Raw genomic sequence first — 22040 nt, 5'->3', positions numbered from 1 at the left:
GGTTGTTCAGAACAAAAACAGCGAAAAGAGCCCGAATAAACGGGCTTTTCCCGCCATTGGATTTTCTCTGCGCTGGCATGATACCCGTGAATTAATGGGCTGCGAGCAGGCACAGTGGCAGAAGAGAACGACGACAAAACAGAAGCCCCCACACCCCACCGACTTGAAAAAGCCCGTGAGGATGGGCAGATCCCCCGATCCCGAGAGCTGACCTCCCTGCTGATCCTGGTGGTGGGCGTCTGCATAATCTGGTGGGGCGGGGAGATGCTTGCCCGCAGACTGGCGGGAATGCTCTCTGCTGGCTTACGTTTTGATCACAGCATGGTCAATGACCCCAATCTGATCCTCATTCAGATCATCAACCTGGTAAAAAGCGCCATGATCGCTCTGCTGCCGTTGATTGCCGGGGTGGTCATCGTGGCTCTTGTTTCGCCGGTCATGCTCGGTGGCCTGGTGTTCAGCGGTAAATCGCTGCAACCGAAATTCTCCAAGCTCAACCCGCTACCCGGTATTGCGAAAATGTTTTCAGCTCAAACCGGGGCTGAGCTTCTTAAAGCGATCCTGAAATCGCTTCTTATGGGCAGTGCTGCCGGGTTTTTTCTGTGGCACCACTGGCCGGAGATGATGCGTCTGATCAGTGAATCCCCCATGACGGCGATGAAGAATGCCCTGAACCTGGTCGGATTAGGCTCGCTGCTGGTGGTTCTCAGCATTATTCCGATGGTGGCGTTCGACGTTATCTTCCAGATCTTTTCCCATATCAAGAAGCTGCGAATGTCGCGTCAGGATATTCGCGATGAATATAAACAGATGGAAGGCGACCCGCACGTCAAGGGCCGTATCCGCCAGATGCAACGTGCTGCCGCGCGTCGTCGCATGATGGAAGATGTGCCGAAAGCCGATGTGATTGTCACTAACCCGACCCACTACTCCGTGGCGCTTCAGTACGACGAAAACAAAATGAGCGCACCGAAAGTGGTGGCGAAAGGGGCCGGGCTAATTGCGCTGCGCATTCGTGAGATCGCGACGGAAAACCGCGTACCGATCCTTGAAGCACCGCCATTAGCCCGTGCGCTGTATCGCCACGCGGAAATTGGACAACAGATCCCGGGCCAGCTCTACGCCGCTGTCGCAGAGGTGCTGGCCTGGGTGTGGCAACTGAAACGCTGGCGTTTAGCGGGCGGTCAACGACCTGTAAAACCTGAGAACCTTCCGGTGCCTGAAGCACTGGATTTTTTGAACGAGAAGGACACTGATGGCTAATCTGGTGGCAATGTTGCGCCTGCCCGGCAACCTGAAATCGACGCAATGGCAGATCCTTGCCGGACCGATTCTGATCCTGCTAATTCTGTCGATGATGGTGCTGCCGTTACCGGCATTTATCCTCGACCTGCTTTTCACCTTCAACATTGCGTTGTCCATCATGGTGCTGCTGGTGGCGATGTTCACCCAGCGCACGCTGGAGTTCGCCGCGTTTCCAACGATCCTGCTGTTCACCACGCTGCTGCGCCTCGCGCTGAACGTTGCCTCCACGCGTATCATCCTGATGGAAGGGCACACCGGCGCGGCGGCGGCGGGCAAGGTGGTCGAAGCCTTCGGTCACTTCCTGGTGGGCGGCAACTTCGCCATCGGTATCGTGGTGTTCGTCATTCTGGTGATTATCAACTTCATGGTTATCACTAAAGGGGCGGGGCGTATCGCAGAAGTGGGCGCGCGCTTCGTGCTCGACGGGATGCCGGGCAAGCAGATGGCAATCGACGCCGACCTGAATGCCGGGCTGATTGCGGAAGATGAAGCAAAAAAACGCCGTGCCGAAGTGACCCAGGAGGCAGATTTCTACGGCTCCATGGACGGTGCGAGTAAGTTTGTGCGCGGTGACGCCATCGCGGGCATTCTGATCATGGTGATTAACGTCGTCGGCGGCCTGCTGGTCGGCGTGCTGCAACACGGCATGGACATGGGCCACGCAGCGGAAAGCTATACGCTGCTGACCATTGGTGATGGTCTGGTGGCGCAGATCCCGGCACTGGTGATCTCCACCGCGGCGGGGGTGATTGTGACCCGCGTCAGCACCGATCAGGATGTAGGCGAGCAGATGGTGGGGCAGTTGTTCAGCAACCCGCGCGTTATGCTGCTCTCCGCGGCGGTACTGGGCCTGCTTGGTATGGTGCCGGGCATGCCAAACCTGGTATTCCTGCTGTTCACTGCCGCGCTGCTGGGCCTTGCCTGGTGGATGCGTGGCCGCGAAACGCAGCCTAAGGCAGAGCCAGCGCCGGTCAAAATGCCTGAGAACACCCAGGCGGTGGAAGCCACCTGGAACGACGTTCAGCTCGAAGATTCGCTGGGGATGGAAGTGGGGTACCGCCTTATCCCGATGGTGGATTTCCAGCAGGATGGCGAACTGCTTGGCCGTATCCGCAGCATTCGTAAAAAATTCGCCCAGGACATGGGCTTCCTGCCGCCGGTGGTGCATATCCGGGACAATATGGATCTCCCGCCCGCACGCTATCGCATCCTGATGAAAGGGGTGGAAATCGGCAGCGGTGATGCGTACCCCGGCCGCTGGCTGGCGATTAACCCTGGCACGGCCGCTGGCACGTTGCCGGGTGAGCAGACGACCGACCCGGCCTTTGGTCTGGCGGCCATCTGGATTGAGAGCGCCCTGAAAGAGCAGGCGCAGATCCAGGGTTACACGGTTGTTGAGGCCAGTACCGTGGTCGCGACGCACCTCAACCATCTGATTGGCCAGTTCTCCGCGGAACTGTTTGGACGTCAGGAGGCGCAGCAGCTGCTTGACCGCGTAACGCAGGAAATGCCGAAGCTGACCGAAGATTTGGTGCCGGGCGTGCTGACCTTAACCACCCTGCACAAAGTGCTGCAAAATCTGCTCGATGAGAAGGTGCCGATCCGCGATATGCGCACCATTCTGGAAACACTGGCCGAGCATGCGCCGCTCCAGAGCGATCCACATGAGCTGACGGCGGTGGTGCGCGTGGCGCTCGGGCGCGCCATAACCCAGCAATGGTTCCCGGGAACAGGCGAAGTGCAGGTGATTGGCCTGGACACGCCGCTGGAACGTCTGCTGCTTCAGGCCCTACAGGGCGGTGGCGGGCTGGAGCCGGGTCTGGCGGACAGATTGCTGGCGCAAACCCAGGAGGCGCTGGCGCGTCAGGAGATGCTGGGCGCGCCGCCGGTGCTGCTGGTGAATCATGCGCTGCGTCCGCTGCTGTCGCGCTTCCTGCGCCGGAGCCTGAACCAGCTGGTGGTGCTGTCGAATATGGAGCTGTCCGATAACCGCAATATTCGCATGACGGCGACCATAGGAGGGAAATAATGCGTAAGTGGCTGTGGATCTTATTTTTCCCGCTGGCGGTGCAGGCCGCAGGCGAGGGGGCATGGCAGGCCAGCAGTATCGGCTTAACGCTCAACCATCGGGGGGAGTCGATCTCCTCCCGTCCGCTGTCAGCCTCTGAGCCCGTCTCCGGGCAGATGACGCTGGTGGCCTGGAATTACACCCTGACGGGGCCCACACCGGCCGGGTTGCGGGTGCGGCTGTGCTCGCTGACCCGCTGCGCGGAAATCGAGGGCCAAAGTGGCATCACCCAGGCCTTCAACGGGGTGTCTGCTCAGGAACCTTTACGCTTTATCTGGGAAGTGCCAGGCGGCGGACGTCTGATCCCGGCGCTGAAGGTTCAGCGCAACGAGGTGCTCGTCAACTACCGCTAACTGCCCGCCTTTTCGCCAGTCTTCAGGCATTTCTGAAGGCTGGCTCGCAAAATTGACCTTCCCTTTTGATACAAAAGAAACGCTGTTTTATAAATCAGTGACACGCGTATTGAGACTCTTTGCATTTTTGCCATTCACCACCCTGTGATGGCAGAAACAGAAAGGTTTCACCAGGTCGATACTTTTACTGTAGCCGTGTAAAAACTCCCGGACGAGGTTTGCTTACAGGGAGTCTCCCAAAACTGATTAGGGTTGACGGCAATGAAAACACGTAAAATTGGACTCGCAAATTATCTTGCTTACGGTTCAGGGGACTTCCTCGGAGCGGGGACTACCGCCCTGACGGCCGCCTGGCTTTTGTATTTTTATACGACCTTCTGTGGACTCACACCGATTGAAGCAACCTTTATCTTCGCTGCCGCAAGGGTGCTGGATGCGGTTGTCAGTCCGTTAATGGGCTTTTTAACCGATAATTTTGGTACCACCTGGCTGGGTAAGCGTTTTGGCCGGCGTAAGTTCTTCATCCTGCTCGGTATTCCCTGCGTTTTCAGCTACTCGCTGATGTGGGTAGGGGACATGAGTTTCTGGTATTACCTGCTGACGTATCTGATCTTTGATATTGTTTACACCATGATTCTGGTGCCGTATGAAACGCTGGTGCCGGAAATGACTGACGATTTCAAACAAAAAACCAAATTCTCCGGGGCGCGTATCTCCATGGCCCAGATGTCCGCCATTTTGGCCTCCTTCCTGCCGGGGATCCTGCTCACGCATTTCGGCAAAGACAACGCGATCTCCTTCTTCTATGCAAGCCTGGTCTTCTCCGTACTTTGCGCGCTGATGCTTACTTTCGTCTGGTTCTTCACCTGGGAGCGTCCGCGGGAAGAGTGGTCTGAAGCAGCCCTGCGCGCTGAAGAAGAGAAGAAAAAGCTGACCCTGGGACAGAGCCTGAACCGTCTTTTTGTCGAATTAAGTTCGACGCTGCGTATCAAGATTTTCCGCCAGCATCTGGGCATGTATCTCGGCGGCTATATTGCCCAGGATGTGTTCAACGCCGTATTCACCTATTACGTGGTGTTTGTGCTGATGCAGGAAGCATCCATGGCGTCCAACCTGCTGGGCACGATGGCCATCTTCCAGTTCCTCGCCGTGATTGGCATGATCCCGCTGTGCATTCGCTTCGGACCTGCGCCGTCTTACCGCATGGTGGTCGTGCTGTTTGGCCTGGCCTCGCTCTCTTACGCGGTGCTTTATTACGCGGGCCTGAGCGACGTTTACGCTCTGCTGCTGCTGATCTCTGCGGTTGCCGGTCTTGGCCGCGGGGGTATCAACTACGTACCGTGGAATACCTACACCTACATTGCTGACGTGGACGAAGTGATCACCGGTCAGCGTCGCGAAGGGATCTTCGCGGGCATCATGACGCTGACCCGTAAAGCGTCCCAGGCCGGTGCGGTAATGCTGGTGGGGATCGTGATGCAGATGTCTGGCTTTGTCAGCGGTCAAAAAGTGCAGCCTGCGGAAGTGAGCCACACTATCCTGATGATCCTGAGCGTCGGCACCATTCTGGTACTGTTCTGCGGCTTCCTGGTCTCCCTGCGCTTCAAACTCAATTTGCAGACCCACAGCACCCTGCGTGAAGAGACCGCGAAAATGCGCGAGTCCGGCCATGCGATGCCGGAGGCGGCGACCCCGCAGGCCCGCGCCACCGTGGAGATGCTGGCCGGTATGCCGTATGAATCCCTGTGGGGCAACAACAATATCGGTTACCTGAATCGCAACAAGCCGGCGGCCCCTTCACTGAAGGATCGTGCGGTACTGAATTCGACATACAACAGAGGTTAAGATGATGAAAGTTTGGCCTGTCAAACATAGCCCGTTACTGCGTCAGCCTGAGCGCTTTATCGCCAGGGATGAACTGAAATCGCTGATTCAAAAGGTGACGCATAATCTGGTCAATATCCACGACAAAACGGGTGAGTTTTTGCTGCGGCTGGACGACGGGCGCGTGATCGACACCAAAGGCTGGGCCGGATGGGAATGGACGCACGGCGTTGGTTTGTACGGTATCTGGCAGTATTACTGCCAGACCGGTGACGCAGGCATGCGCGAGATTATCGACAGCTGGTTTAATGACCGTTTCGCAGAAGGCGCAACCACCAAAAACGTGAATACCATGTCGCCGTTCCTGACACTGGCGTATCGCTACGAAGAGACCAAAAACCCGGCCTGGCTGCCGTGGCTGGAAAGCTGGGCGGAATGGGCGATGAATGAGATGCCGCGCACCGAACATGGCGGCATGCAGCACATCACACTGGCGGAAGAGAACCATCAGCAGATGTGGGATGACACGCTGATGATGACGGTGCTGCCGCTGGCGAAAATCGGCAAGCTGCTTAATAAGCCGGAGTACGTCGAGGAGGCGATCTATCAGTTCCTGCTCCACGTACAGAACCTGATGGATCGTGAGACGGGGCTGTGGTTCCACGGCTGGAATTACGACGGCAATCACAACTTTGCCCGGGCCCGCTGGGCGCGCGGCAACAGCTGGCTGACCATCGTGATCCCGGATTTCCTCGAACTGGTGGATCTGCCAGAAAACAACGCCGTTCGTCGCTATCTGGTGCAGGTGCTAAATGCGCAGATCGCCGCACTGGCAAAATGTCAGGATGAGAGTGGATTGTGGCATACGCTGCTGGACGATCCTGATTCTTATCTGGAGGCGTCGGCCACGGCAGGGTTTGCCTACGGCATTCTGAAAGCCGTGCGCAAGCGGTATGTCGGCGCAGAGTATGCAGAGGTGGCGGAGAAAGCGATCCGCGGTATCGTGCAAAACATCTCGCCGGAAGGGGAACTGCTGCAAACGTCCTTCGGGACGGGGATGGGCAGCGATCTGGCGTTTTACCGCCAGATACCGCTGACCTCGATGCCGTATGGCCAGGCAATGGCGATTTTGTGCCTGACGGAATATTTACGGAAATATTTTTAATACCTGAATAATAATCTCATTACTGCAAAGCCTCTTTTAGAAGAGGCTTTTTTTTATAATGGCACCGGGAAAATACCTTACGCCATCAATATCAGGCGTGTTATATATTGATGGAGTGAATACTATGCTGGAAATACATTACGCTTAGTATTAAAGCGTGATTTTCTTCACAAAACACAATCCGTATTTATCCTATTTTTTATCTGCGTTAAGATTCTTCTAATATTCATACAAGGAGTGATGCAATGGAAAATACAATGGGCGGTATTATCGTTAACCCTGCTGTAAATATGCATGCCGATAAAATGTCTGATGAACATATCAATATGTTCGACACGGTTTTCAAGGATATTGATGGTGCGGGTTATTTCCCACTACTGTATGTCGGAAGCCAGCTTGTGGCTGGCCAGTTCCATACCTTTATTGCGCTTCGCCGTTTTATCCATGCGGAAGGCCCGGAAAAATCACTGGTTAAGGTGATTATTTTTCAAAGCCTGAATAATGACTTTGCCATTCATTCAATTTCTGAGTTTTAATGATTTTAACTACGGATGATTATTTAGACTGAAAAGGACATCATTATGTGGAAATCAGCGAAAAGGGATGAGTTTATCCCATTGGACGCGCCTGTAGCAGGTTATGAAATAGGTGTTCCTGGTATCAAAGGACCATCTCCATTGTTTATTATTCGCGCAAAAGTGAATGGTGGGATTCATCCGGGGAAATGGGTGTTCGGCAATACGGCATGGGTCCCATGGGGAGGAAGAGAGCACTTTTGTAATGAATTTGAAGTTTACGTGGGCGCTTTAAAATGGGTAGACGTTAAGGATAAACATTTCCCACCGAATATGGTTGAGGCGGGACATGAAGCCAATGGCACTAAGCTCTACGTTGCCCGTGCAAAATTCGATAACGGTCTCTTTTTGGGTAAAGCTGGAAGTCACCTCAGCAGAGGTTGCTGCATCGGCTATAACGGCAGAGAGTATGAATTAGATACCTTCCAGGTACTCGTTCACGACTGATGGCGTTCATTTATAAAAAAACCCGGCAACCGCCGGGTTTCTTTTTTACATACGTTCTATGGTTTCGATACCCAGAGTATCCAGACCCAGTTTCAGGGTCTTCGCCGTCAGCTGCGCCAGCTTCAGGCGGCTGTTACGCACCGCTTCGCTCTCGGCGGTCAGGATAGGGCAGTGTTCGTAGAAGCCAGAGAACAGACCGGCCAGATCGTAAAGGTAAGCACACATAACGTGCGGCGTACCGTCGCGCGCGACCACAGAGAGCGTCTCTTCGAACTGAAGCAGGCGGGCAGCCAGCTGTGCTTCACGGTCTTCGGTAAGGGTCACCGTGGCGTTCGCCAGCACGCTTTCGTCAATACTGGCTTTACGGAAGACGGAGAGTACGCGGGTGTAAGCGTACTGCATGTACGGCGCCGTGTTGCCTTCAAACGCCAGCATGTTGTCCCAGTCGAAGATATAGTCGGTGGTACGGTTCTTGGAGAGATCCGCGTATTTTACCGCACCGATCCCAACCGCGTTAGCCAGTTTCTCCAGCTCGTCAGCAGGCATATCCGGGTTCTTCTCGGCCACCAGCCGACGGGCGCGCTCCAGCGCTTCATCCAGCAGATCGGAGAGCTTCACGGTGCCGCCCGCACGGGTTTTGAACGGCTTACCGTCTTTACCCAGCATCATGCCGAACATGTGGTGTTCCAGCGGCACGGATTCAGGTACATAACCCGCTTTACGCACGATAGTCCACGCCTGCATCAGGTGCTGGTGCTGACGGGAGTCGATGTAATACAGCACGCGGTCTGCATGCAGGGTTTCGTAACGGTATTTCGCACAGGCGATATCGGTGGTGGTGTAGAGGTAGCCGCCATCCTTTTTCTGGACGATCACGCCCATCGGTTCGCCTTCCTTGTTTTTATACTCATCAAGGAATACTACCGTTGCGCCTTCGCTTTCCACCGCCAGGTTTTTGGCTTTCAGGTCCGCCACAATGCCCGGCAGCATCGGGTTATACAGGCTTTCACCCATTACGTCGTCGCGGGTCAGGGTCACGTTCAGACGGTTATAGGTAAGCTGGTTCTGGGACATGGTGATGTCCACCAGCTTGCGCCACATCTCGAGGAAGTACGGATCGCCGCCTTGAAGTTTCACCACGTAGCTGCGCGCGCGCTCGGCAAAGGCTTCGTCTTCGTCGTAGTGTTTTTTGGCTTCACGGTAGAAACCTTCCAGGTCTGCCAGCGCCATTTCGCCTGCGTTTTCCTGCTGCTGTTTTTCCAGATATGCGATCAGCATACCGAACTGCGTGCCCCAGTCGCCTACGTGGTTAGCGCGGATCACCTTGTGACCGAGGAACTCCAGGGTACGCACGGCCGCATCACCGATAATGGTGGAGCGCAGGTGACCGACGTGCATCTCCTTCGCCACGTTTGGCGCGGAGTAGTCAACCACCACGGTCTGCGCTTCTGGCTGAGCCACGCCCAGACGGTCAGATTTCAGCGCCGCGTCAACGTGGCTTGCCAGGAACGCAGGCTCAAGGAAAATGTTGATAAAGCCCGGACCGGCGATTTCGGTTTTGCTGGCGATGCCGGTGAGATCCAGATGCGTCAGTACCTGCTCAGCGAGCTGTCGCGGCGGCATGCCCAGTTTTTTAGCCACTGCCATCACGCCATTAGCCTGATAGTCGCCAAACTGTACTTTCGCTGACTGACGAACCTGTGGTTCGCAATCCGCAGGCGCACCTGCGGCAATCAGTGCCTGACTGACTTTTTCTGAGAGAAGAGCCTGAATATTCACCTGGATACCTTACGTTTTTGATGCGGGTAAAAAACACCCACGCCAGTTTAAGAATTTAGGGCGGGAGTATACTGCAAATGGCCTCGGGCGTCAGCCCTGCGGGGGGCGAAGATCGCTCAGAATCCAGGCGAAGACGGTATGCATAATCATGCAGTCAAAAAAACCGTGATTCTGCGGTTGGTCGACAGAGGTCAACAGAGTAAATTAGCGGCTTTGCGACATGAAACGAGACTGACCTATGGCGAACTGGCACACCATTGACGAACTGCATGATATTTCCGCAGATTTACCGCGCTTCACCCAGGCGTTCACAGAACTTGCCACCCGTCTCGGGCTGGATATCGCGCCGCTTGAGGCCGATCACATCTCTTTGCGCTGCCACCAGAATGCCACCGCCGAACGCTGGCGGCGTGGCTTTGAACAGTGCGGTGAACTGCTGTCAGAGAATATCATTAACGGTCGCCCGATTTGCCTGTTCAAACTTCACGCGCCGGTTACGGTGGCGCACTGGCAATTCACCGTTGTGGAACTGCCCTGGCCAGGAGAAAAGCGTTATCCGCACGAAGGCTGGGAGCATATCGAAATTGTTCTGCCTGGGGAGCCCGAGACGCTGAACGCCCGTGCGCTGGCGCTGCTTTCCGACGAGGGGTTAAGCCAGCCGGGTATTTTCGTCAAAACCAGCTCGCCAAAAGGTGAGCGCGAACGCTTACCGAACCCTACGCTTGCCGTAACGGACGGCAACGTGACGGTGAAATTCCATCCCTGGACTATTGAGCAGATCGTCGCCAGCGAAGCGTAAGCACTGTGAGCGTCGATCCAGACACGAATCGGGCAACGTGCCACGATGGTACGTTGAGTGAAATTTAAGGAGGATGACATGGCGCTGCTGGAAATTTGTTGTTACAGCGTGGAGTGTGCCGTCACTGCGCAACGGCAGGGGGCCGATCGCATCGAGCTTTGCGCGGCACCGAAAGAAGGGGGATTAACCCCGTCCTTTGGCGTGCTGAAATCAGCCCGTCAGGCCATCACCATTCCGGTGCACCCGATTATTCGCCCGCGCGGCGGTGATTTTTGTTATACGGCGGGTGAGTTCAGTGCCATGCTTGAGGATATCGCCCTCGTCCGTGATTCCGGTTTTCCGGGCCTGGTGATCGGTGTGCTGGACGAAGACGGAAACATCGATCTTTCGCGTATGCGCCAGGTCATGCGCGCAGCCCAGGGAATGGCGGTCACTTTTCATCGTGCGTTCGATATGTGTCAGGATCCGATACAAGCCTTTGATACGCTGGCAGAACTGGGCGTGGCGCGCGTTCTGACGTCGGGCCAGCAGCCCTCGGCTGAAAAAGGACTGAAATTAATTACGGAACTAAAAGCACATTCCGGTGTTCCAATAATCATGGCGGGCGCAGGAGTACGCGCCAGCAATCTGGAACTGTTTTTAAACGCAGGGGTGGAAGAGCTACACAGCTCGGCGGGTAAATGGATACCTTCACCCATGCGTTATCGCAATACAGGGTTGTCAATGTCGACGGATGCTGAAGCGGATGAGTACTCGCGCTACGGTGTGGATGGAGAGTCGGTTGCGGAAATGAAATCGCTGATTGAACGTCATCACGTGTAGCAACGTACCGATTTTTACCGCGCATCATGTCGCCCAATATGATGCTTGCTTGTACCAGGCCCCTGCAATTTCAACAGGGGCCTTTTTTTATTCTTGCCCCTCACCCTAACCCTCTCCCCACAGGGGAGAGGGGACTGCACGGTGCGGTCTTTTCACCCTCGCCCCTTTGGGGAGAGGGCCGGGGTGAGGGGATAAATACTACGGCTTCGTTGCAATCAGCACCGCACGCATCGGGGCCGGATAGCCTTCGATGGTTTTACTGTGATCGTCCGGGTCGAGGAATTGCTCCAGCGATTCGGTGATCATCCAGTCGGTGCGGCGCTGTTCCTCAACCGACGTCACGCACACATCGGCGATGCGTACATCGACAAACCCACATTTCTCCAGCCAGTTCTTCAGCGCCAGCGCGGAAGGGATGAAGTAAACGTTGCGCATCTGCGCATAGCGATCGCCTGGCACCAGAACGGCATGTTCATCCCCTTCGATGACCAGCGTTTCCAGCACCAGCTCACCGCCGCTGACCAGCTGATCTTTCAGTTGCCAGAGATGCTCCAGCGGGGAACGACGGTGGTACAGCACGCCCATCGAGAACACGGTATCAAAGGCTTTCAGAGCAGGGAGTTGCTCGATACCCAGCGGCAGCAGGTGCGCGCGCTGGTCGTTACCCAGCAGCTTTCGCACCGCTTCAAACTGGCACAGGAACAGCTGCATCGGATCGATACCGACGGCCAGATGCGCGCCTGCGCCGATCATGCGCCACATGTGATAGCCGCTACCGCAGCCCACGTCCAGAATGGTGCGCCCGGTCAGGTCGGATAAATGCGGCAGAACGCGATCCCACTTCCAGTCTGAGCGCCATTCGGTATTGATGTTCACGCCGTACAGCGAGAACGGCCCTTTGCGCCACGGCATCAGGTTACGCATCAGCGTTTCGATGCGGTTGATCTGCCCGGCCGGGAGCGGCTCTTCGCTCTCCGCCGTCACGCTGTGCAGTAAATCCAGACGATGAGGCGTCAGTTCAGGCAGAAACTCCACGGCGTTGGACCACTGCTTCAACAGACCATGCTGCTGATCGCGCTGCCAGGTGGCAATTTGCGCAGGCAGGGTTTCCAGCCAGTGGGAAAGGTGGTTTTTGGCAATCAGTTGATAGAAATTACCGAACTCGATCATGCTGTGTCTCCGGCTTTCAGCGCCACCAGAGAACCAAAATTAAAGCACTGGAACCACAGTTCGCTGTGTTCAAATCCGGCTTTGCGCAGGCGCGCTTTGTGTGTTTCAACGGAATCCGTCAGCATGACGTTTTCAAGCATGCTGCGCTTCTGGCTGATCTCCAGCTCGCTGTAGCCGTTTGCACGCTTGAAATCATGGTGCATGTTGAACAGCAGTTCGCCCACGCTGGCGTCTTCAAAGCTGAATTTCTCAGACAACACCAGCGCGCCGCCCGGGTTCAGGCCCTGATAAATTTTATCCAGCAACCGCTGACGATCGTCCGGCACCAGGAACTGAAGGGTAAAGTTCAGGACCACCATCGAGGCGTTCTGGATGTCGATATCGCGGATATCGCCTTCCACCACCTCCACAGGCGTAGGGGCTTTATACGCGTCAATGTGGCGACGGCAGCGCTCAACCATGGCCGGTGAGTTATCGACAGCCACAATCTTGCAGCCTTCGTGATGAACGTTACGACGAATGGACAGCGTTGCCGCTCCCAGCGAACAGCCCAGGTCATAGACCTGCGTGCCGGGTTGAACAAAACGCTCCGCCAGCATGCCGATCATGGAGATGATATTGGAATAACCGGGAACAGAGCGCTGGATCATATCCGGGAAGACTTCGGCTACCCGTTCATCAAAGGTCCAGTCGCCCAGGCTGGCGATAGGCGCGGAAAAAAGCGTGTCGCGATCTGACATAACGTAAAAATCCGGGAAAAATAAAGGGGCATATTGTGCGCTAATGGAAGGAGAAAACCAACTCCCATGGCATATACCAAAGGTTAGCCAGCACCATCAGCAAAAGCGAGCACCAGGTCGCGCTCATGCCGGAACGACGCCAGCGGATCAGGCGGTGGTGAAAACCATAATAATGCATCAAACGACCTGCAATCAGCAGCAGCCCACAGACGTGCACCATCCAGGTTTCAGCGCCATCCATCTCCATTAACAGCAGTAAAATTAACGCGACGGGAATGTACTCGACCGCGTTGCCGTGGATCCGGATTGCGCTTTGCAGCTCAGAAAAGCCCCCGTCACCGTAGGAGACGCGGTACTGCATTCTCAGGCGCACAACATCAAATGAAAATTTAATCAGCAGTAATGCACCTAACACCGCATACAGCGCGCTGACCATACTAACTCCCTGTTTTTGGCAGATGGCACGTCTCTATGATAGGGGGTGATTTCAGAAAAGAGAAGATTGTTGTGGGATGGACGGCGCGGGGCCAACCGACGGAACCGCCTGCTGCAAGGCCTGCCAGAGAGCATCGACCAGTTCAGGTGCCTGGGCAATATCCGGCGTATGTAAAAACAGGTACGGGGTGGTGGTTTGCTCCCATTTCGCGAGCGTTTGCAGCCAGACGGCGAACATCTCTTCATTCTGTTGCATGTTATCGCTGCCGATAAACCGCACCATCGGGTTCTGCGCGGTAACAATGGCGTGAACCGGTACTTTCGGTTTTTTGCGCTGGGCATCAACAACGGCTTCGCTGTGCGGGATTGCGCTGTGCACGGGGCGGCTGTCGAGGATCACGCGGTTGACCGATCGTTCATGCAGGCCGCGATTCAGCGCTTTCTCCGCGTCACCTTTGGCAAAGAAATCTGGATGCCTCACCTCCACACCGTACGTGAAATCGTGGGGCAGGGCGTCGAGAAACTGCCAGAGGGCTTGTAGATCGCGCGGGCCGAACGTGGCGGGAAGCTGGAGCCAGTACTGGCCAACACGGTTTGCCAGGGGCGACATCCGGGTGAAAAACTCGTGGGTTAAATCATCGCAGTTTCGCAGTGCGGCGTTGTGGGAGATGGTTGCCGGAAATTTGAAGCAAAAGCGGAAATCGTCGGTGGTTTGCTCGCGCCAGCGCTCGACGATCTCCGTGCGTGGCAGAGCGTACAGCGTGGTATTGCCCTCCACGCAGTTAAAGTGTCGGGCATACTCTTCAAGGCCAGTAATACCCAGGCGCACCCATTTCGGGTGCGACCACTGGGGCAAACCCACGTACATCATAGCGCGCTGAGGATCTCATCCGTGCTGCGCACGAGACCAATACGCGGGAAGATATGGGTCATACTGCCCTGATGCTGATCCGCAGAGGCTGCGCTGCACGCATCTTCCGCTATCACCAGGTTAAAGCCCAGCTCCCAGGCGTTACGGGCGGTGGATTCCACACCGATGTTGGTGGAGATCCCGCACAGAATAATAGTGTCTATCCCGCGACGGCGCAGCTGGAGCTCCAGGTCAGTGCCATAGAATGCGCCCCACTGGCGTTTGGTGACTTCTACATCGCTGTCGCGTTTACCGAGCGAGACCGGGTATGTCCACCAGTTGTCCGGCAGCGCATGCGCCGGGGCCTGAGCATCAACTGGCTGCTTTAGCGCTTCGGCGAAATCAGTGGACCAGCCGACGCGCACCATGACGACAGGCGCACCGCTGGCCCGGCATTTTTCCGCCAGACGCGCAGCACGGCTTACAACATCGTCAGCGGTGTGTGGACCACCGGCAAAAGGCAGGATCCCTTCCTGTAAATCAATAACCACAAGGGCGGTTTTGGTGGCATCAAGCGTTAACATTGTCACTCCAGTTAAATTAATTGCTTTTTTACACCTTACGACGGGATGGCCTGTTATCGGTCGGATAATTTTGTTAATTTTTGTGAGAATAGACAATAAGAGCACAGCAAACACGCGTCAGGCCGTGCTTCGCTCTTATCGTGCGGCAGAATTTCCAGTATAATAGCCGCCTTTTTTCATCCAGTTGTGACATACAGAAAGCTGCGACATCGTAGCCTGTAAGACAGGCGACAATCAGCCTGCGGCTAATTAAGGGATATCTCATGCGTACAGAATATTGCGGGCAGCTGCGTCAGTCCCACGTCGGGCAGCAGGTCACCCTGTGTGGTTGGGTCAATCGTCGTCGCGATCTTGGTAGCCTTATCTTTATTGATATGCGTGACCGCGAAGGTATCGTTCAGGTGTTCTTCGATCCGGATCGCGCTGATGCGTTGAAGCTGGCCTCTGAGCTGCGTAATGAGTTCTGCATTCAGGTGACGGGCACCGTGCGTGCGCGTGACGAGAAAAACATCAACGCCGATATGGCGACCGGTGCTATCGAAGTGCTGGCGTCCGATCTGGTGATTATCAATCGCGCAGAAGCGTTGCCGCTGGACTCCAACCACGTCAACACCGAAGAAGCGCGTCTTAAATACCGCTACCTGGATCTGCGTCGCCCGGAGATGGCTCAGCGCCTGAAAACCCGTGCGAAAATCACCAGCTTGGTGCGTCGCTTTATGGATGACCACGGTTTCCTCGATATTGAAACTCCGATGCTGACCAAAGCCACGCCGGAAGGCGCGCGCGACTACCTGGTGCCATCCCGCGTCCATAAGGGCAAATTCTACGCGCTGCCACAGTCACCACAGCTGTTCAAGCAGCTGCTGATGATGTCAGGCTTCGACCGCTACTATCAGATCGTGAAATGCTTCCGCGATGAAGATCTGCGTGCAGATCGTCAGCCAGAATTTACCCAGATCGATGTGGAAACCTCCTTCATGACCGCCGAGCAGGTGCGTGAGGTGATGGAAGCCCTGGTGCGTAGCCTGTGGAACGACGTAAAAGGCGTTGAGCTGGGTGATTTCCCAATCATGACCTTCGCGGAAGCCGAGCGTCGCTACGGCTCCGACAAACCAGACCTGCGTAACCCGATGGAGCTGGTGGACGTGGCAGACCTGGTGAAAGCCGTTGAGTTCGCGGTCTTTGCTGGTCCGGCTAACGATCCGAAAGGCCGCGTGGCTGCCCTGCGCGTACCGGGCGGTGCTGCGCTGAGCCGTAAGCAGATTGACGACTACGGCAACTTCATCAAGATCTACGGTGCGAAGGGTCTGGCCTATATTAAAGTAACCGAGCGTGCAAAAGGTCTGGAAGGCATTACCAGCCCTGTTGCGAAATTCCTGAATGCGGACATCGTGGAAGCTATTCTGGAGCGCACCGGCGCGCAGGATGGCGACATGATCTTCTTCGGCGCAGACAACAAGAAAGTCGTTGCGGATGCGATGGGCGCGCTGCGTCTGAAGCTCGGCAAAGACCTGAACCTGACCGATGAAAGCAAATGGGCGCCGCTGTGGGTGATCGACTTCCCGATGTTTGAAGACGACGGTGAAGGCGGCCTGACCGCGATGCACCACCCGTTCACCTCGCCAAAAGACATGACGGCGGCGGAACTGAAGGCTGCACCGGAAGATGCGGTAGCGAATGCCTACGATATGGTTATCAACGGCTACGAAGTGGGCGGCGGCTCCGTGCGTATTCACAGCGGTGAAATGCAGCAGACCGTGTTCGGCATTCTGGGCATTAACGAGCAGGAGCAGCGCGAGAAGTTTGGCTTCCTGCTGGACGCCCTGAAATACGGTACGCCTCCGCACGCGGGTCTGGCCTTTGGTCTTGACCGTCTGACCATGCTGCTGACCGGCACCGACAACATCCGTGATGTTATCGCCTTCCCGAAAACCACCGCAGCGGCGTGTCTGATGACTGAAGCGCCAAGCTTTGCCAACCCGGCCGCGCTGGCTGAGCTGGGCATTGAGGTGGTGAAGAAGGAAGAGAAAAACTGATATGGCATATAAGCGTCCCGTTTCGGTTCTGGTGGTCATTTATGCAGAAGACTCGAAGCGGGTGCTGATGTTGCAGCGGCGCGACGATCCTGATTTCTGGCAGTCGGTTACCGGCAGTCTGGAAGAGGGAGAGTCCGCGCCGCAGGCCGCCGCGCGTGAAGTAAAGGAAGAGGTCGCCATTGACGTTGCTCGCGAGCAACTGACCCTGAAGGACTGTCAGCGCACGGTGGAGTTTGAAATTTTTAGCCATTTACGTCATCGCTATGCACCGGGAATTGAGCGCAATACGGAATCGTGGTTCTGCCTTGCGCTTCCCCATGAGCGGGAGATCGTGTTCACGGAACACCTGACCTACCGCTGGGTGGATGCGGCGGATGCCGCCGCACTGACCAAGTCATGGAGCAACCGGCAGGCGATAGAAGAATTTGTAATTAACGCTGCCTGAGAAGGCGCGATTTTTGGAGAACTTTTTATGGCAGGTCATAGTAAGTGGGCCAACACCAAACACCGTAAAGCGGCACAGGATGCCAAACGCGGTAAAATCTTTACCAAAATCATTCGTGAGCTGGTTACAGCGGCGCGTCTGGGTGGCGGCGATCCGGCCTCTAACCCACGTCTGCGCGCGGCGGTGGATAAAGCCCTGTCCAACAACATGACGCGAGACACCCTGAACCGTGCAATCGCACGTGGCGTGGGCGGTGATGAAGACGCGAACATGGAAACCATCATTTATGAAGGTTACGGTCCTGGCGGTACGGCGGTGATGGTAGAGTGCCTGTCCGACAACCGTAACCGTACCGTTGCGGAAGTGCGCCACGCGTTCACCAAAACCGGTGGTAACCTGGGCACTGACGGTTCCGTTGCTTACCTGTTCAGCAAAAAAGGCGTCATCTCCTTCGAGAAAGGCGACGAAGATGCGATCATGGAAGCGGCGCTGGAAGCCGGTGCGGAAGACGTAGTGACCTACGACGACGGCGCTATCGATGTCTACACCGCATGGGAAGAGATGGGTGCCGTGCGCGATGCGCTGGAAGCGGCAGGTCTGAAAGCGGATAACGCTGAAGTGTCCATGATCCCTTCCACAAAAGCGGACATGGATGCAGAAACCGCACCGAAACTGCTGCGTCTGATCGACATGCTCGAAGACTGCGACGACGTGCAGGAAGTGTATCACAACGGTGAAATCTCTGATGAGGTTGCAGCGACTCTCTGATGAGAGCCTGTAAACCGTTTACGGGAGACGCGTGATGTCGATTATCCTCGGGATTGACCCCGGCTCACGCGTCACCGGGTATGGCGTTATCCGTCAGGTGGGACGCCAGCTAACCTACCTCGGCAGCGGCTGTATTCGTACCAAAGTGGACGATCTGCCGTCGCGCCTGAAGCTCATTTATGCGGGCGTGTCGGAGATCATCACCCAGTTTCAGCCGGACTTTTTCGCCATCGAGCAGGTCTTTATGGCGAAGAACGCTGACTCGGCGTTAAAGCTCGGGCAGGCGCGCGGCGTGGCGATAGTTGCCGCCGTGAACCAGGACCTGCCAGTGTTTGAATACGCGGCCCGTCAGGTTAAGCAGACGGTGGTGGGCATAGGTAGCGCGGAGAAAAGCCAGGTGCAGCACATGGTGCGTACCCTGCTGAAGCTCCCGGCGAACCCGCAGGCCGACGCCGCCGATGCGCTGGCCATTGCGATTACCCACTGCCACGTCAGCCAGAACGCGATGCAAATGAGTGAGTCGCGGCTCAATCTGGCGCGAGGCAGATTACGATAATGACAAATCAGGCTGGATGTTTATCCAGCCTTTTTTTATTATGTCGGCAGTTAATTTCATCCAGAACGCAGGAGCGTCACGTGATAGGCAGACTCAGAGGCATCATCATTGAAAAACAACCCCCGTTAGTGCTGCTGGAAGTGGGTGGCGTGGGCTATGAAGTCCATATGCCGATGACCTGCTTCTACGAGTTGCCGGAGGCGGGCAAAGAGGCGGTTGTCTTTACCCAGTTTGTGGTGCGTGAAGACGCTCAGCTGCTGTACGGATTCAATAACAAACAGGAACGCACCCTGTTCCGCGAATTAATCAAAACCAACGGCGTCGGGCCCAAGTTGGCGCTGGCGATTCTGTCCGGTATGTCAGCGCCACAGTTTGTGAATGCCGTTGAGCGCGAAGATCCGGCTGCGTTAATTAAACTTCCGGGCATCGGCAAGAAAACCGCCGAGCGCCTGATTGTCGAGATGAAGGACCGCTTTAAAGGTCTGCATGGCGATCTGTTCACTCCGGCGGCCGATCTGGTGCTGACTTCACCGGGCGGGCCAGCGACGGATGATGATGCCGAGCAGGAAGCGGTTGCCGCGCTGGTGGCGCTGGGCTATAAACCTCAGGAGGCCAGCCGTATGGTGAGTAAAGTTGCCAAACCGGATGCCAGCAGTGAAACTCTGATTCGTGAAGCGCTGCGCGCTGCATTGTGAGGTAAAGGATGATTGAAGCAGACCGCCTGGTATCGGCAGGCAGCATTCAGCCAGATGACGTGGTGGATCGCGCGATCCGTCCCAAACTGCTGGATGAGTACATCGGCCAGCCGCAGGTTCGTTCTCAGATGGAGATTTTCATCCAGGCGGCAAAGCTGCGCGGCGATGCGCTCGATCACCTGTTGATTTTTGGTCCGCCGGGGTTAGGTAAAACCACTCTGGCGAATATCGTCGCCAACGAAATGGGCGTTAACCTGCGTACCACCTCCGGCCCGGTGCTGGAGAAAGCAGGGGACCTGGCGGCGATGCTGACCAACCTCGAACCGCATGACGTGCTGTTTATCGATGAAATCCACCGCCTGTCCCCGGTGGTGGAGGAAGTGCTCTATCCGGCTATGGAGGATTACCAGCTGGATATCATGATCGGCGAAGGCCCGGCCGCGCGCTCGATCAAAATCGATCTGCCACCGTTTACTCTGATTGGTGCCACGACGCGAGCCGGCTCGCTGACCTCACCGCTACGTGACCGTTTTGGTATCGTGCAGCGTCTGGAGTTTTATCAGGTGCCCGATCTTCAGCATATTGTGGGTCGCAGCGCGCGCTACATGGGGCTGGATATGAGCGAAGAGGGAGCGTTTGAAGTGGCGAAACGTTCCCGCGGTACGCCGCGTATCGCCAACCGCCTGCTGCGTCGCGTGCGTGATTTTGCCGAGGTGAAGCACGATGGCACCATTTCGGCTGACATTGCTGCGCAGGCGCTGGATATGCTGAACGTTGATGCCGAAGGCTTTGACTATATGGACCGTAAGCTGCTGCTGGCGGTGCTGGATAAGTTCTTTGGCGGGCCGGTGGGGTTGGATAACCTGGCGGCGGCAATTGGCGAAGAGCGTGAGACTATCGAGGACGTGCTGGAGCCGTATCTAATCCAGCAGGGCTTCTTGCAGCGTACCCCGCGTGGTCGTATGGCGACGGTGCGGGCGTGGAATCATTTCGGCATTACGCCGCCCGCGATGCCGTAAGTAGCGATTAATGGTAGCCCCGGTAAGCGAAGCGCCACCGGGGACATGCTGACTACTGCGCGGTCTTTTTCATCATACTGAAAATAAACAACACCGCCGCGCACAATACCACCGACGGCCCTGCTGGCGTGTCATAAAACGCCGAGAAGGTTAATCCGCCCGTCACCGCGATCATTCCGATAATCACCGCGATACCGGCCATTTGCTCCGGCGTACGCGCAAAACGACGCGCCGTGGCGGCAGGGATTATCAACAGCGACGTGATGATCAGCGCGCCAACAAATTTCATCGCCACCCCGATGGTTAACGCCGTCACCAGCATCAAGAGCAGCTTCACGCGCTGAAGCTTCACGCCGTCGACAAAGGCCAGATCGGGGCTGACGGTCATTGCCAGTAAATTCCGCCACTGCCACAGCAGGATCCCGAGTACCACCACCACGCCAATGGCAATGGAAATCAGATCTTCGGGCGTGACGGCCAGCAGATCGCCGAACAGATAAGCCATCAGGTCCACGCGGATGTTTGACATCAGGCTCACCACCACCAGGCCCAGCGACAAGGCGCTGTGCGCCATAATGCCGAGCAGGGTATCAATGGCCAGGTGAGGGCGTTTTTCCAGCCAGACCAGACCGGCGGCCAGCAGCAGCGTGACGACAATCACCGCATAAAACGGGTTTACGTCCAGCAACAAACCAAACGCGACACCCAGCAATGACGCATGGGCCAGCGTATCGCCGAAATAGGACATTCTGCGCCAGACGACAAACGAGCCGAGTGGACCCGCGGCGCAGGCAAGCATAATCCCGGCCAGCCAGCCGGGCAGTAACAGTTCAATCATGAGTGTCCATTTCCCCGACGCAGGACAATTCGTCCCTGTAAATCATGGCGGTGATTGTGATTATGGCGATAGATGCCCAGCTGTTCGGCGCCACGATGGCCAAACATGGAGATAAATTCGGGATGCATTGACACCACTTCCGGCGTGCCGGAACAACAGATGTGATGGTTCAGGCACAGCACTTCGTCGGTTTTGGCCATTACCAGATGCAGATCGTGGGAGACCATCAGCACCGCGCAGTTAAGCTCCCGACGGAGCTGGTCGATAAGATCGTACAGCGCAACCTGACCGTTGACGTCGACACCCTGCGTCGGCTCGTCCAGGACCAGCAGCTGAGGGCTGCTGAGCAGGGCGCGGGCAAGCAATACGCGCTGGGTTTCACCGCCCGACAGCTTTTGCAAAGGCGCCTCAACAAGATGTCCCGCCTGAACGCGTTTTAGCGCCGGTAGGATATCCGCTTTACGCGTACCGGGACGGAGACGCAGGAAGCGGCTCACCGTCAGGGGCAGGGTGGCATCAAGATGTAATTTTTGCGGCACATAGCCGATACGCAATTTGTCCTCGCGGACGATAACACCTGCGTCAGGGGCTACCAGGCCTAATACGACGCGCACCAGCGTCGATTTGCCTGCACCGTTAGGGCCGAGCAGCGTGAGTATTTTGCCGGGCTTCAGATTCAGCGACACGTCAGAAAGGACGCGGCGCTGGCCGAATGAGACCGAAACATTTTCAAGAGAAACTAAAGTCGTCATGTCAATTTAAGCTTG

The 22040-nt window shown here is 56.2% G+C and carries 23 protein-coding genes; 15 read left to right on the top strand and 8 right to left on the bottom strand.

Translation table 11 applies throughout. The features are described from left to right. Nucleotides 1–114: 114 nt before the first annotated feature. The 7 genes from flhB to ACOTXC_RS05745 all read left to right on the top strand — a co-directional run bounded on the left by flhB (nucleotide 115) and on the right by ACOTXC_RS05745 (nucleotide 7737). Nucleotides 115–1263, top strand: coding sequence for a flagellar biosynthesis protein FlhB (flhB, locus tag ACOTXC_RS05775; protein ID WP_022648500.1), 1149 nt, complete (start codon nucleotides 115–117; stop codon nucleotides 1261–1263). Further along, nucleotides 1256–3334, top strand: a complete 2079-nt coding sequence (gene flhA, locus ACOTXC_RS05770) for a flagellar biosynthesis protein FlhA (protein ID WP_003859723.1) — start codon at nucleotides 1256–1258, stop codon at nucleotides 3332–3334. Before flhB ends, flhA begins: the two co-directional genes overlap by 8 nt. Next, entirely contained in the window at nucleotides 3334–3726 is a 393-nt protein-coding gene (gene flhE / locus ACOTXC_RS05765; RefSeq protein WP_048966690.1) for a flagellar protein FlhE, read from the top strand. Before flhA ends, flhE begins: the two co-directional genes overlap by 1 nt. Nucleotides 3727–3987: 261 nt before the next feature. Continuing rightward, nucleotides 3988–5571 carry an MFS transporter gene (locus ACOTXC_RS05760; RefSeq protein ID WP_022648498.1) on the top strand — a complete coding sequence of 528 codons (1584 nt, stop codon included), beginning with the start codon at nucleotides 3988–3990 and terminating at the stop codon, nucleotides 5569–5571. A 4-nt stretch (nucleotides 5572–5575) separates the two neighbouring features. Then, entirely contained in the window at nucleotides 5576–6715 is a 1140-nt protein-coding gene (locus tag ACOTXC_RS05755; RefSeq protein WP_032622451.1) for a glycoside hydrolase family 88/105 protein, read from the top strand. Nucleotides 6716–6960: 245 nt separating this feature from the next. Further along, nucleotides 6961–7251, top strand: a complete 291-nt coding sequence (locus ACOTXC_RS05750) for a hypothetical protein (protein ID WP_022648496.1) — start codon at nucleotides 6961–6963, stop codon at nucleotides 7249–7251. A 45-nt stretch (nucleotides 7252–7296) separates the two neighbouring features. Next, nucleotides 7297–7737, top strand: a complete 441-nt coding sequence (locus tag ACOTXC_RS05745) for a DUF3421 domain-containing protein (protein ID WP_171935945.1) — start codon at nucleotides 7297–7299, stop codon at nucleotides 7735–7737. 45 nt (nucleotides 7738–7782) lie between these two features. Here the strand turns inward: ACOTXC_RS05745 and argS are convergent, their stop codons facing one another. Continuing rightward, nucleotides 7783–9516: an arginine--tRNA ligase gene (argS, locus tag ACOTXC_RS05740; protein ID WP_063150079.1), complete on the bottom strand. Its 1734-nt coding sequence runs from the start codon at nucleotides 9514–9516 to the stop codon at nucleotides 7783–7785. Between the two features lie 238 nt (nucleotides 9517–9754). On the opposite strand from argS, the gene ACOTXC_RS05735 reads away from it, so the two are divergent. Together ACOTXC_RS05735 and cutC are read left to right on the top strand one after the other, a co-directional pair. Then, nucleotides 9755–10315, top strand: coding sequence for a VOC family protein (locus ACOTXC_RS05735; protein WP_015570274.1), 561 nt, complete (start codon nucleotides 9755–9757; stop codon nucleotides 10313–10315). A 78-nt stretch (nucleotides 10316–10393) separates the two neighbouring features. Further along, entirely contained in the window at nucleotides 10394–11137 is a 744-nt protein-coding gene (gene cutC / locus ACOTXC_RS05730; protein ID WP_023300450.1) for a copper homeostasis protein CutC, read from the top strand. 198 nt (nucleotides 11138–11335) lie between these two features. Here the strand turns inward: cutC and cmoB are convergent, their stop codons facing one another. From cmoB to ACOTXC_RS05705, 5 genes are read right to left on the bottom strand one after another with little or no spacing between them, the layout of a single operon-like run. After that, a complete protein-coding gene (cmoB, locus tag ACOTXC_RS05725) occupies nucleotides 11336–12307 on the bottom strand; it encodes a tRNA 5-methoxyuridine(34)/uridine 5-oxyacetic acid(34) synthase CmoB (RefSeq protein WP_015570275.1) in 972 nt (323 codons plus the stop codon). Further along, a complete protein-coding gene (gene cmoA, locus ACOTXC_RS05720) occupies nucleotides 12304–13047 on the bottom strand; it encodes a carboxy-S-adenosyl-L-methionine synthase CmoA (protein WP_038416270.1) in 744 nt (247 codons plus the stop codon). Before cmoA ends, cmoB begins: the two co-directional genes overlap by 4 nt. Before the next feature lie 40 nt (nucleotides 13048–13087). After that, nucleotides 13088–13483 (bottom strand): MAPEG family protein, encoded by a 396-nt coding sequence (locus ACOTXC_RS05715; protein ID WP_003859737.1) that lies wholly within the window; start codon nucleotides 13481–13483, stop codon nucleotides 13088–13090. 51 nt (nucleotides 13484–13534) lie between these two features. Then, nucleotides 13535–14353 carry a DUF72 domain-containing protein gene (locus tag ACOTXC_RS05710; RefSeq protein WP_023300448.1) on the bottom strand — a complete coding sequence of 273 codons (819 nt, stop codon included), beginning with the start codon at nucleotides 14351–14353 and terminating at the stop codon, nucleotides 13535–13537. Further along, on the bottom strand, nucleotides 14350–14916 hold the full coding sequence (locus ACOTXC_RS05705) for a hydrolase (protein WP_320678347.1): 567 nt from the start codon (nucleotides 14914–14916) through the stop codon (nucleotides 14350–14352). The genes ACOTXC_RS05710 and ACOTXC_RS05705 overlap by 4 nt, the downstream gene beginning before the upstream one ends. A 263-nt stretch (nucleotides 14917–15179) precedes the next feature. Between ACOTXC_RS05705 and aspS the strand changes: the two genes are divergently transcribed. From aspS to ruvB, 6 genes are all read left to right on the top strand, one after another. Next, a complete protein-coding gene (gene aspS, locus ACOTXC_RS05700; protein ID WP_023300446.1) occupies nucleotides 15180–16952 on the top strand; it encodes an aspartate--tRNA ligase in 1773 nt (590 codons plus the stop codon). A gap of 1 nt (nucleotide 16953) precedes the next feature. Then, entirely contained in the window at nucleotides 16954–17397 is a 444-nt protein-coding gene (gene nudB / locus ACOTXC_RS05695) for a dihydroneopterin triphosphate diphosphatase (protein WP_023300445.1), read from the top strand. A gap of 27 nt (nucleotides 17398–17424) precedes the next feature. Further along, on the top strand, nucleotides 17425–18165 hold the full coding sequence (locus tag ACOTXC_RS05690; protein WP_003859747.1) for a YebC/PmpR family DNA-binding transcriptional regulator: 741 nt from the start codon (nucleotides 17425–17427) through the stop codon (nucleotides 18163–18165). A 34-nt stretch (nucleotides 18166–18199) separates the two neighbouring features. Then, the gene (gene ruvC, locus ACOTXC_RS05685) at nucleotides 18200–18721 is read left to right on the top strand and encodes a crossover junction endodeoxyribonuclease RuvC (protein ID WP_014884319.1); all 522 of its coding nucleotides are present in this window, start codon (nucleotides 18200–18202) and stop codon (nucleotides 18719–18721) included. An 80-nt stretch (nucleotides 18722–18801) separates the two neighbouring features. Then, a complete protein-coding gene (ruvA, locus tag ACOTXC_RS05680) occupies nucleotides 18802–19416 on the top strand; it encodes a Holliday junction branch migration protein RuvA (protein WP_022648487.1) in 615 nt (204 codons plus the stop codon). 8 nt (nucleotides 19417–19424) lie between these two features. Continuing rightward, nucleotides 19425–20435 (top strand): Holliday junction branch migration DNA helicase RuvB, encoded by a 1011-nt coding sequence (gene ruvB, locus ACOTXC_RS05675; protein ID WP_023300444.1) that lies wholly within the window; start codon nucleotides 19425–19427, stop codon nucleotides 20433–20435. Between the two features lie 52 nt (nucleotides 20436–20487). On the opposite strand, the gene znuB is transcribed toward ruvB, so the two are convergent. Both znuB and znuC read right to left on the bottom strand, forming a co-directional pair. Then, on the bottom strand, nucleotides 20488–21273 hold the full coding sequence (gene znuB, locus ACOTXC_RS05670) for a zinc ABC transporter permease subunit ZnuB (protein WP_022648485.1): 786 nt from the start codon (nucleotides 21271–21273) through the stop codon (nucleotides 20488–20490). Further along, on the bottom strand, nucleotides 21270–22025 hold the full coding sequence (gene znuC, locus ACOTXC_RS05665; protein WP_003859757.1) for a zinc ABC transporter ATP-binding protein ZnuC: 756 nt from the start codon (nucleotides 22023–22025) through the stop codon (nucleotides 21270–21272). The genes znuB and znuC overlap by 4 nt, the downstream gene beginning before the upstream one ends. Nucleotides 22026–22040 lie beyond the last annotated feature (15 nt).

This window comes from Enterobacter cloacae complex sp. IR5428 (genome assembly GCF_049238585.1).
In the GTDB taxonomy this organism is placed as follows: domain Bacteria; phylum Pseudomonadota; class Gammaproteobacteria; order Enterobacterales; family Enterobacteriaceae; genus Enterobacter; species Enterobacter intestinihominis.
The sequence above is the reverse complement of the archived record's forward strand: the minus strand, read 5'-3'. Positions and strand labels throughout refer to the sequence as shown.

Excerpts from the sequence above, each read along its gene's own strand:
- flhA (WP_003859723.1), top strand. The coding sequence starts at position 1,256 with ATGGCTAATCTGGTGGCAATGTTGCGCCTGCCCGGCAACCTGAAATCG.
- flhE (WP_048966690.1), top strand. The coding sequence starts at position 3,334 with ATGCGTAAGTGGCTGTGGATCTTATTTTTCCCGCTGGCGGTGCAGGCC.
- ACOTXC_RS05760 (WP_022648498.1), top strand. The coding sequence starts at position 3,988 with ATGAAAACACGTAAAATTGGACTCGCAAATTATCTTGCTTACGGTTCA.
- ACOTXC_RS05755 (WP_032622451.1), top strand. The coding sequence starts at position 5,576 with ATGAAAGTTTGGCCTGTCAAACATAGCCCGTTACTGCGTCAGCCTGAG.
- ACOTXC_RS05750 (WP_022648496.1), top strand. The coding sequence starts at position 6,961 with ATGGAAAATACAATGGGCGGTATTATCGTTAACCCTGCTGTAAATATG.
- ACOTXC_RS05745 (WP_171935945.1), top strand. The coding sequence starts at position 7,297 with ATGTGGAAATCAGCGAAAAGGGATGAGTTTATCCCATTGGACGCGCCT.
- ACOTXC_RS05735 (WP_015570274.1), top strand. The coding sequence starts at position 9,755 with ATGGCGAACTGGCACACCATTGACGAACTGCATGATATTTCCGCAGAT.
- cutC (WP_023300450.1), top strand. The coding sequence starts at position 10,394 with ATGGCGCTGCTGGAAATTTGTTGTTACAGCGTGGAGTGTGCCGTCACT.
- cmoB (WP_015570275.1), bottom strand. The coding sequence starts at position 12,307 with ATGATCGAGTTCGGTAATTTCTATCAACTGATTGCCAAAAACCACCTT.
- cmoA (WP_038416270.1), bottom strand. The coding sequence starts at position 13,047 with ATGTCAGATCGCGACACGCTTTTTTCCGCGCCTATCGCCAGCCTGGGC.
- ACOTXC_RS05715 (WP_003859737.1), bottom strand. The coding sequence starts at position 13,483 with ATGGTCAGCGCGCTGTATGCGGTGTTAGGTGCATTACTGCTGATTAAA.
- ACOTXC_RS05710 (WP_023300448.1), bottom strand. The coding sequence starts at position 14,353 with ATGATGTACGTGGGTTTGCCCCAGTGGTCGCACCCGAAATGGGTGCGC.
- ACOTXC_RS05705 (WP_320678347.1), bottom strand. The coding sequence starts at position 14,916 with ATGTTAACGCTTGATGCCACCAAAACCGCCCTTGTGGTTATTGATTTA.
- aspS (WP_023300446.1), top strand. The coding sequence starts at position 15,180 with ATGCGTACAGAATATTGCGGGCAGCTGCGTCAGTCCCACGTCGGGCAG.
- nudB (WP_023300445.1), top strand. The coding sequence starts at position 16,954 with ATGGCATATAAGCGTCCCGTTTCGGTTCTGGTGGTCATTTATGCAGAA.
- ACOTXC_RS05690 (WP_003859747.1), top strand. The coding sequence starts at position 17,425 with ATGGCAGGTCATAGTAAGTGGGCCAACACCAAACACCGTAAAGCGGCA.
- ruvC (WP_014884319.1), top strand. The coding sequence starts at position 18,200 with ATGTCGATTATCCTCGGGATTGACCCCGGCTCACGCGTCACCGGGTAT.
- ruvB (WP_023300444.1), top strand. The coding sequence starts at position 19,425 with ATGATTGAAGCAGACCGCCTGGTATCGGCAGGCAGCATTCAGCCAGAT.
- znuB (WP_022648485.1), bottom strand. The coding sequence starts at position 21,273 with ATGATTGAACTGTTACTGCCCGGCTGGCTGGCCGGGATTATGCTTGCC.
- znuC (WP_003859757.1), bottom strand. The coding sequence starts at position 22,025 with ATGACGACTTTAGTTTCTCTTGAAAATGTTTCGGTCTCATTCGGCCAG.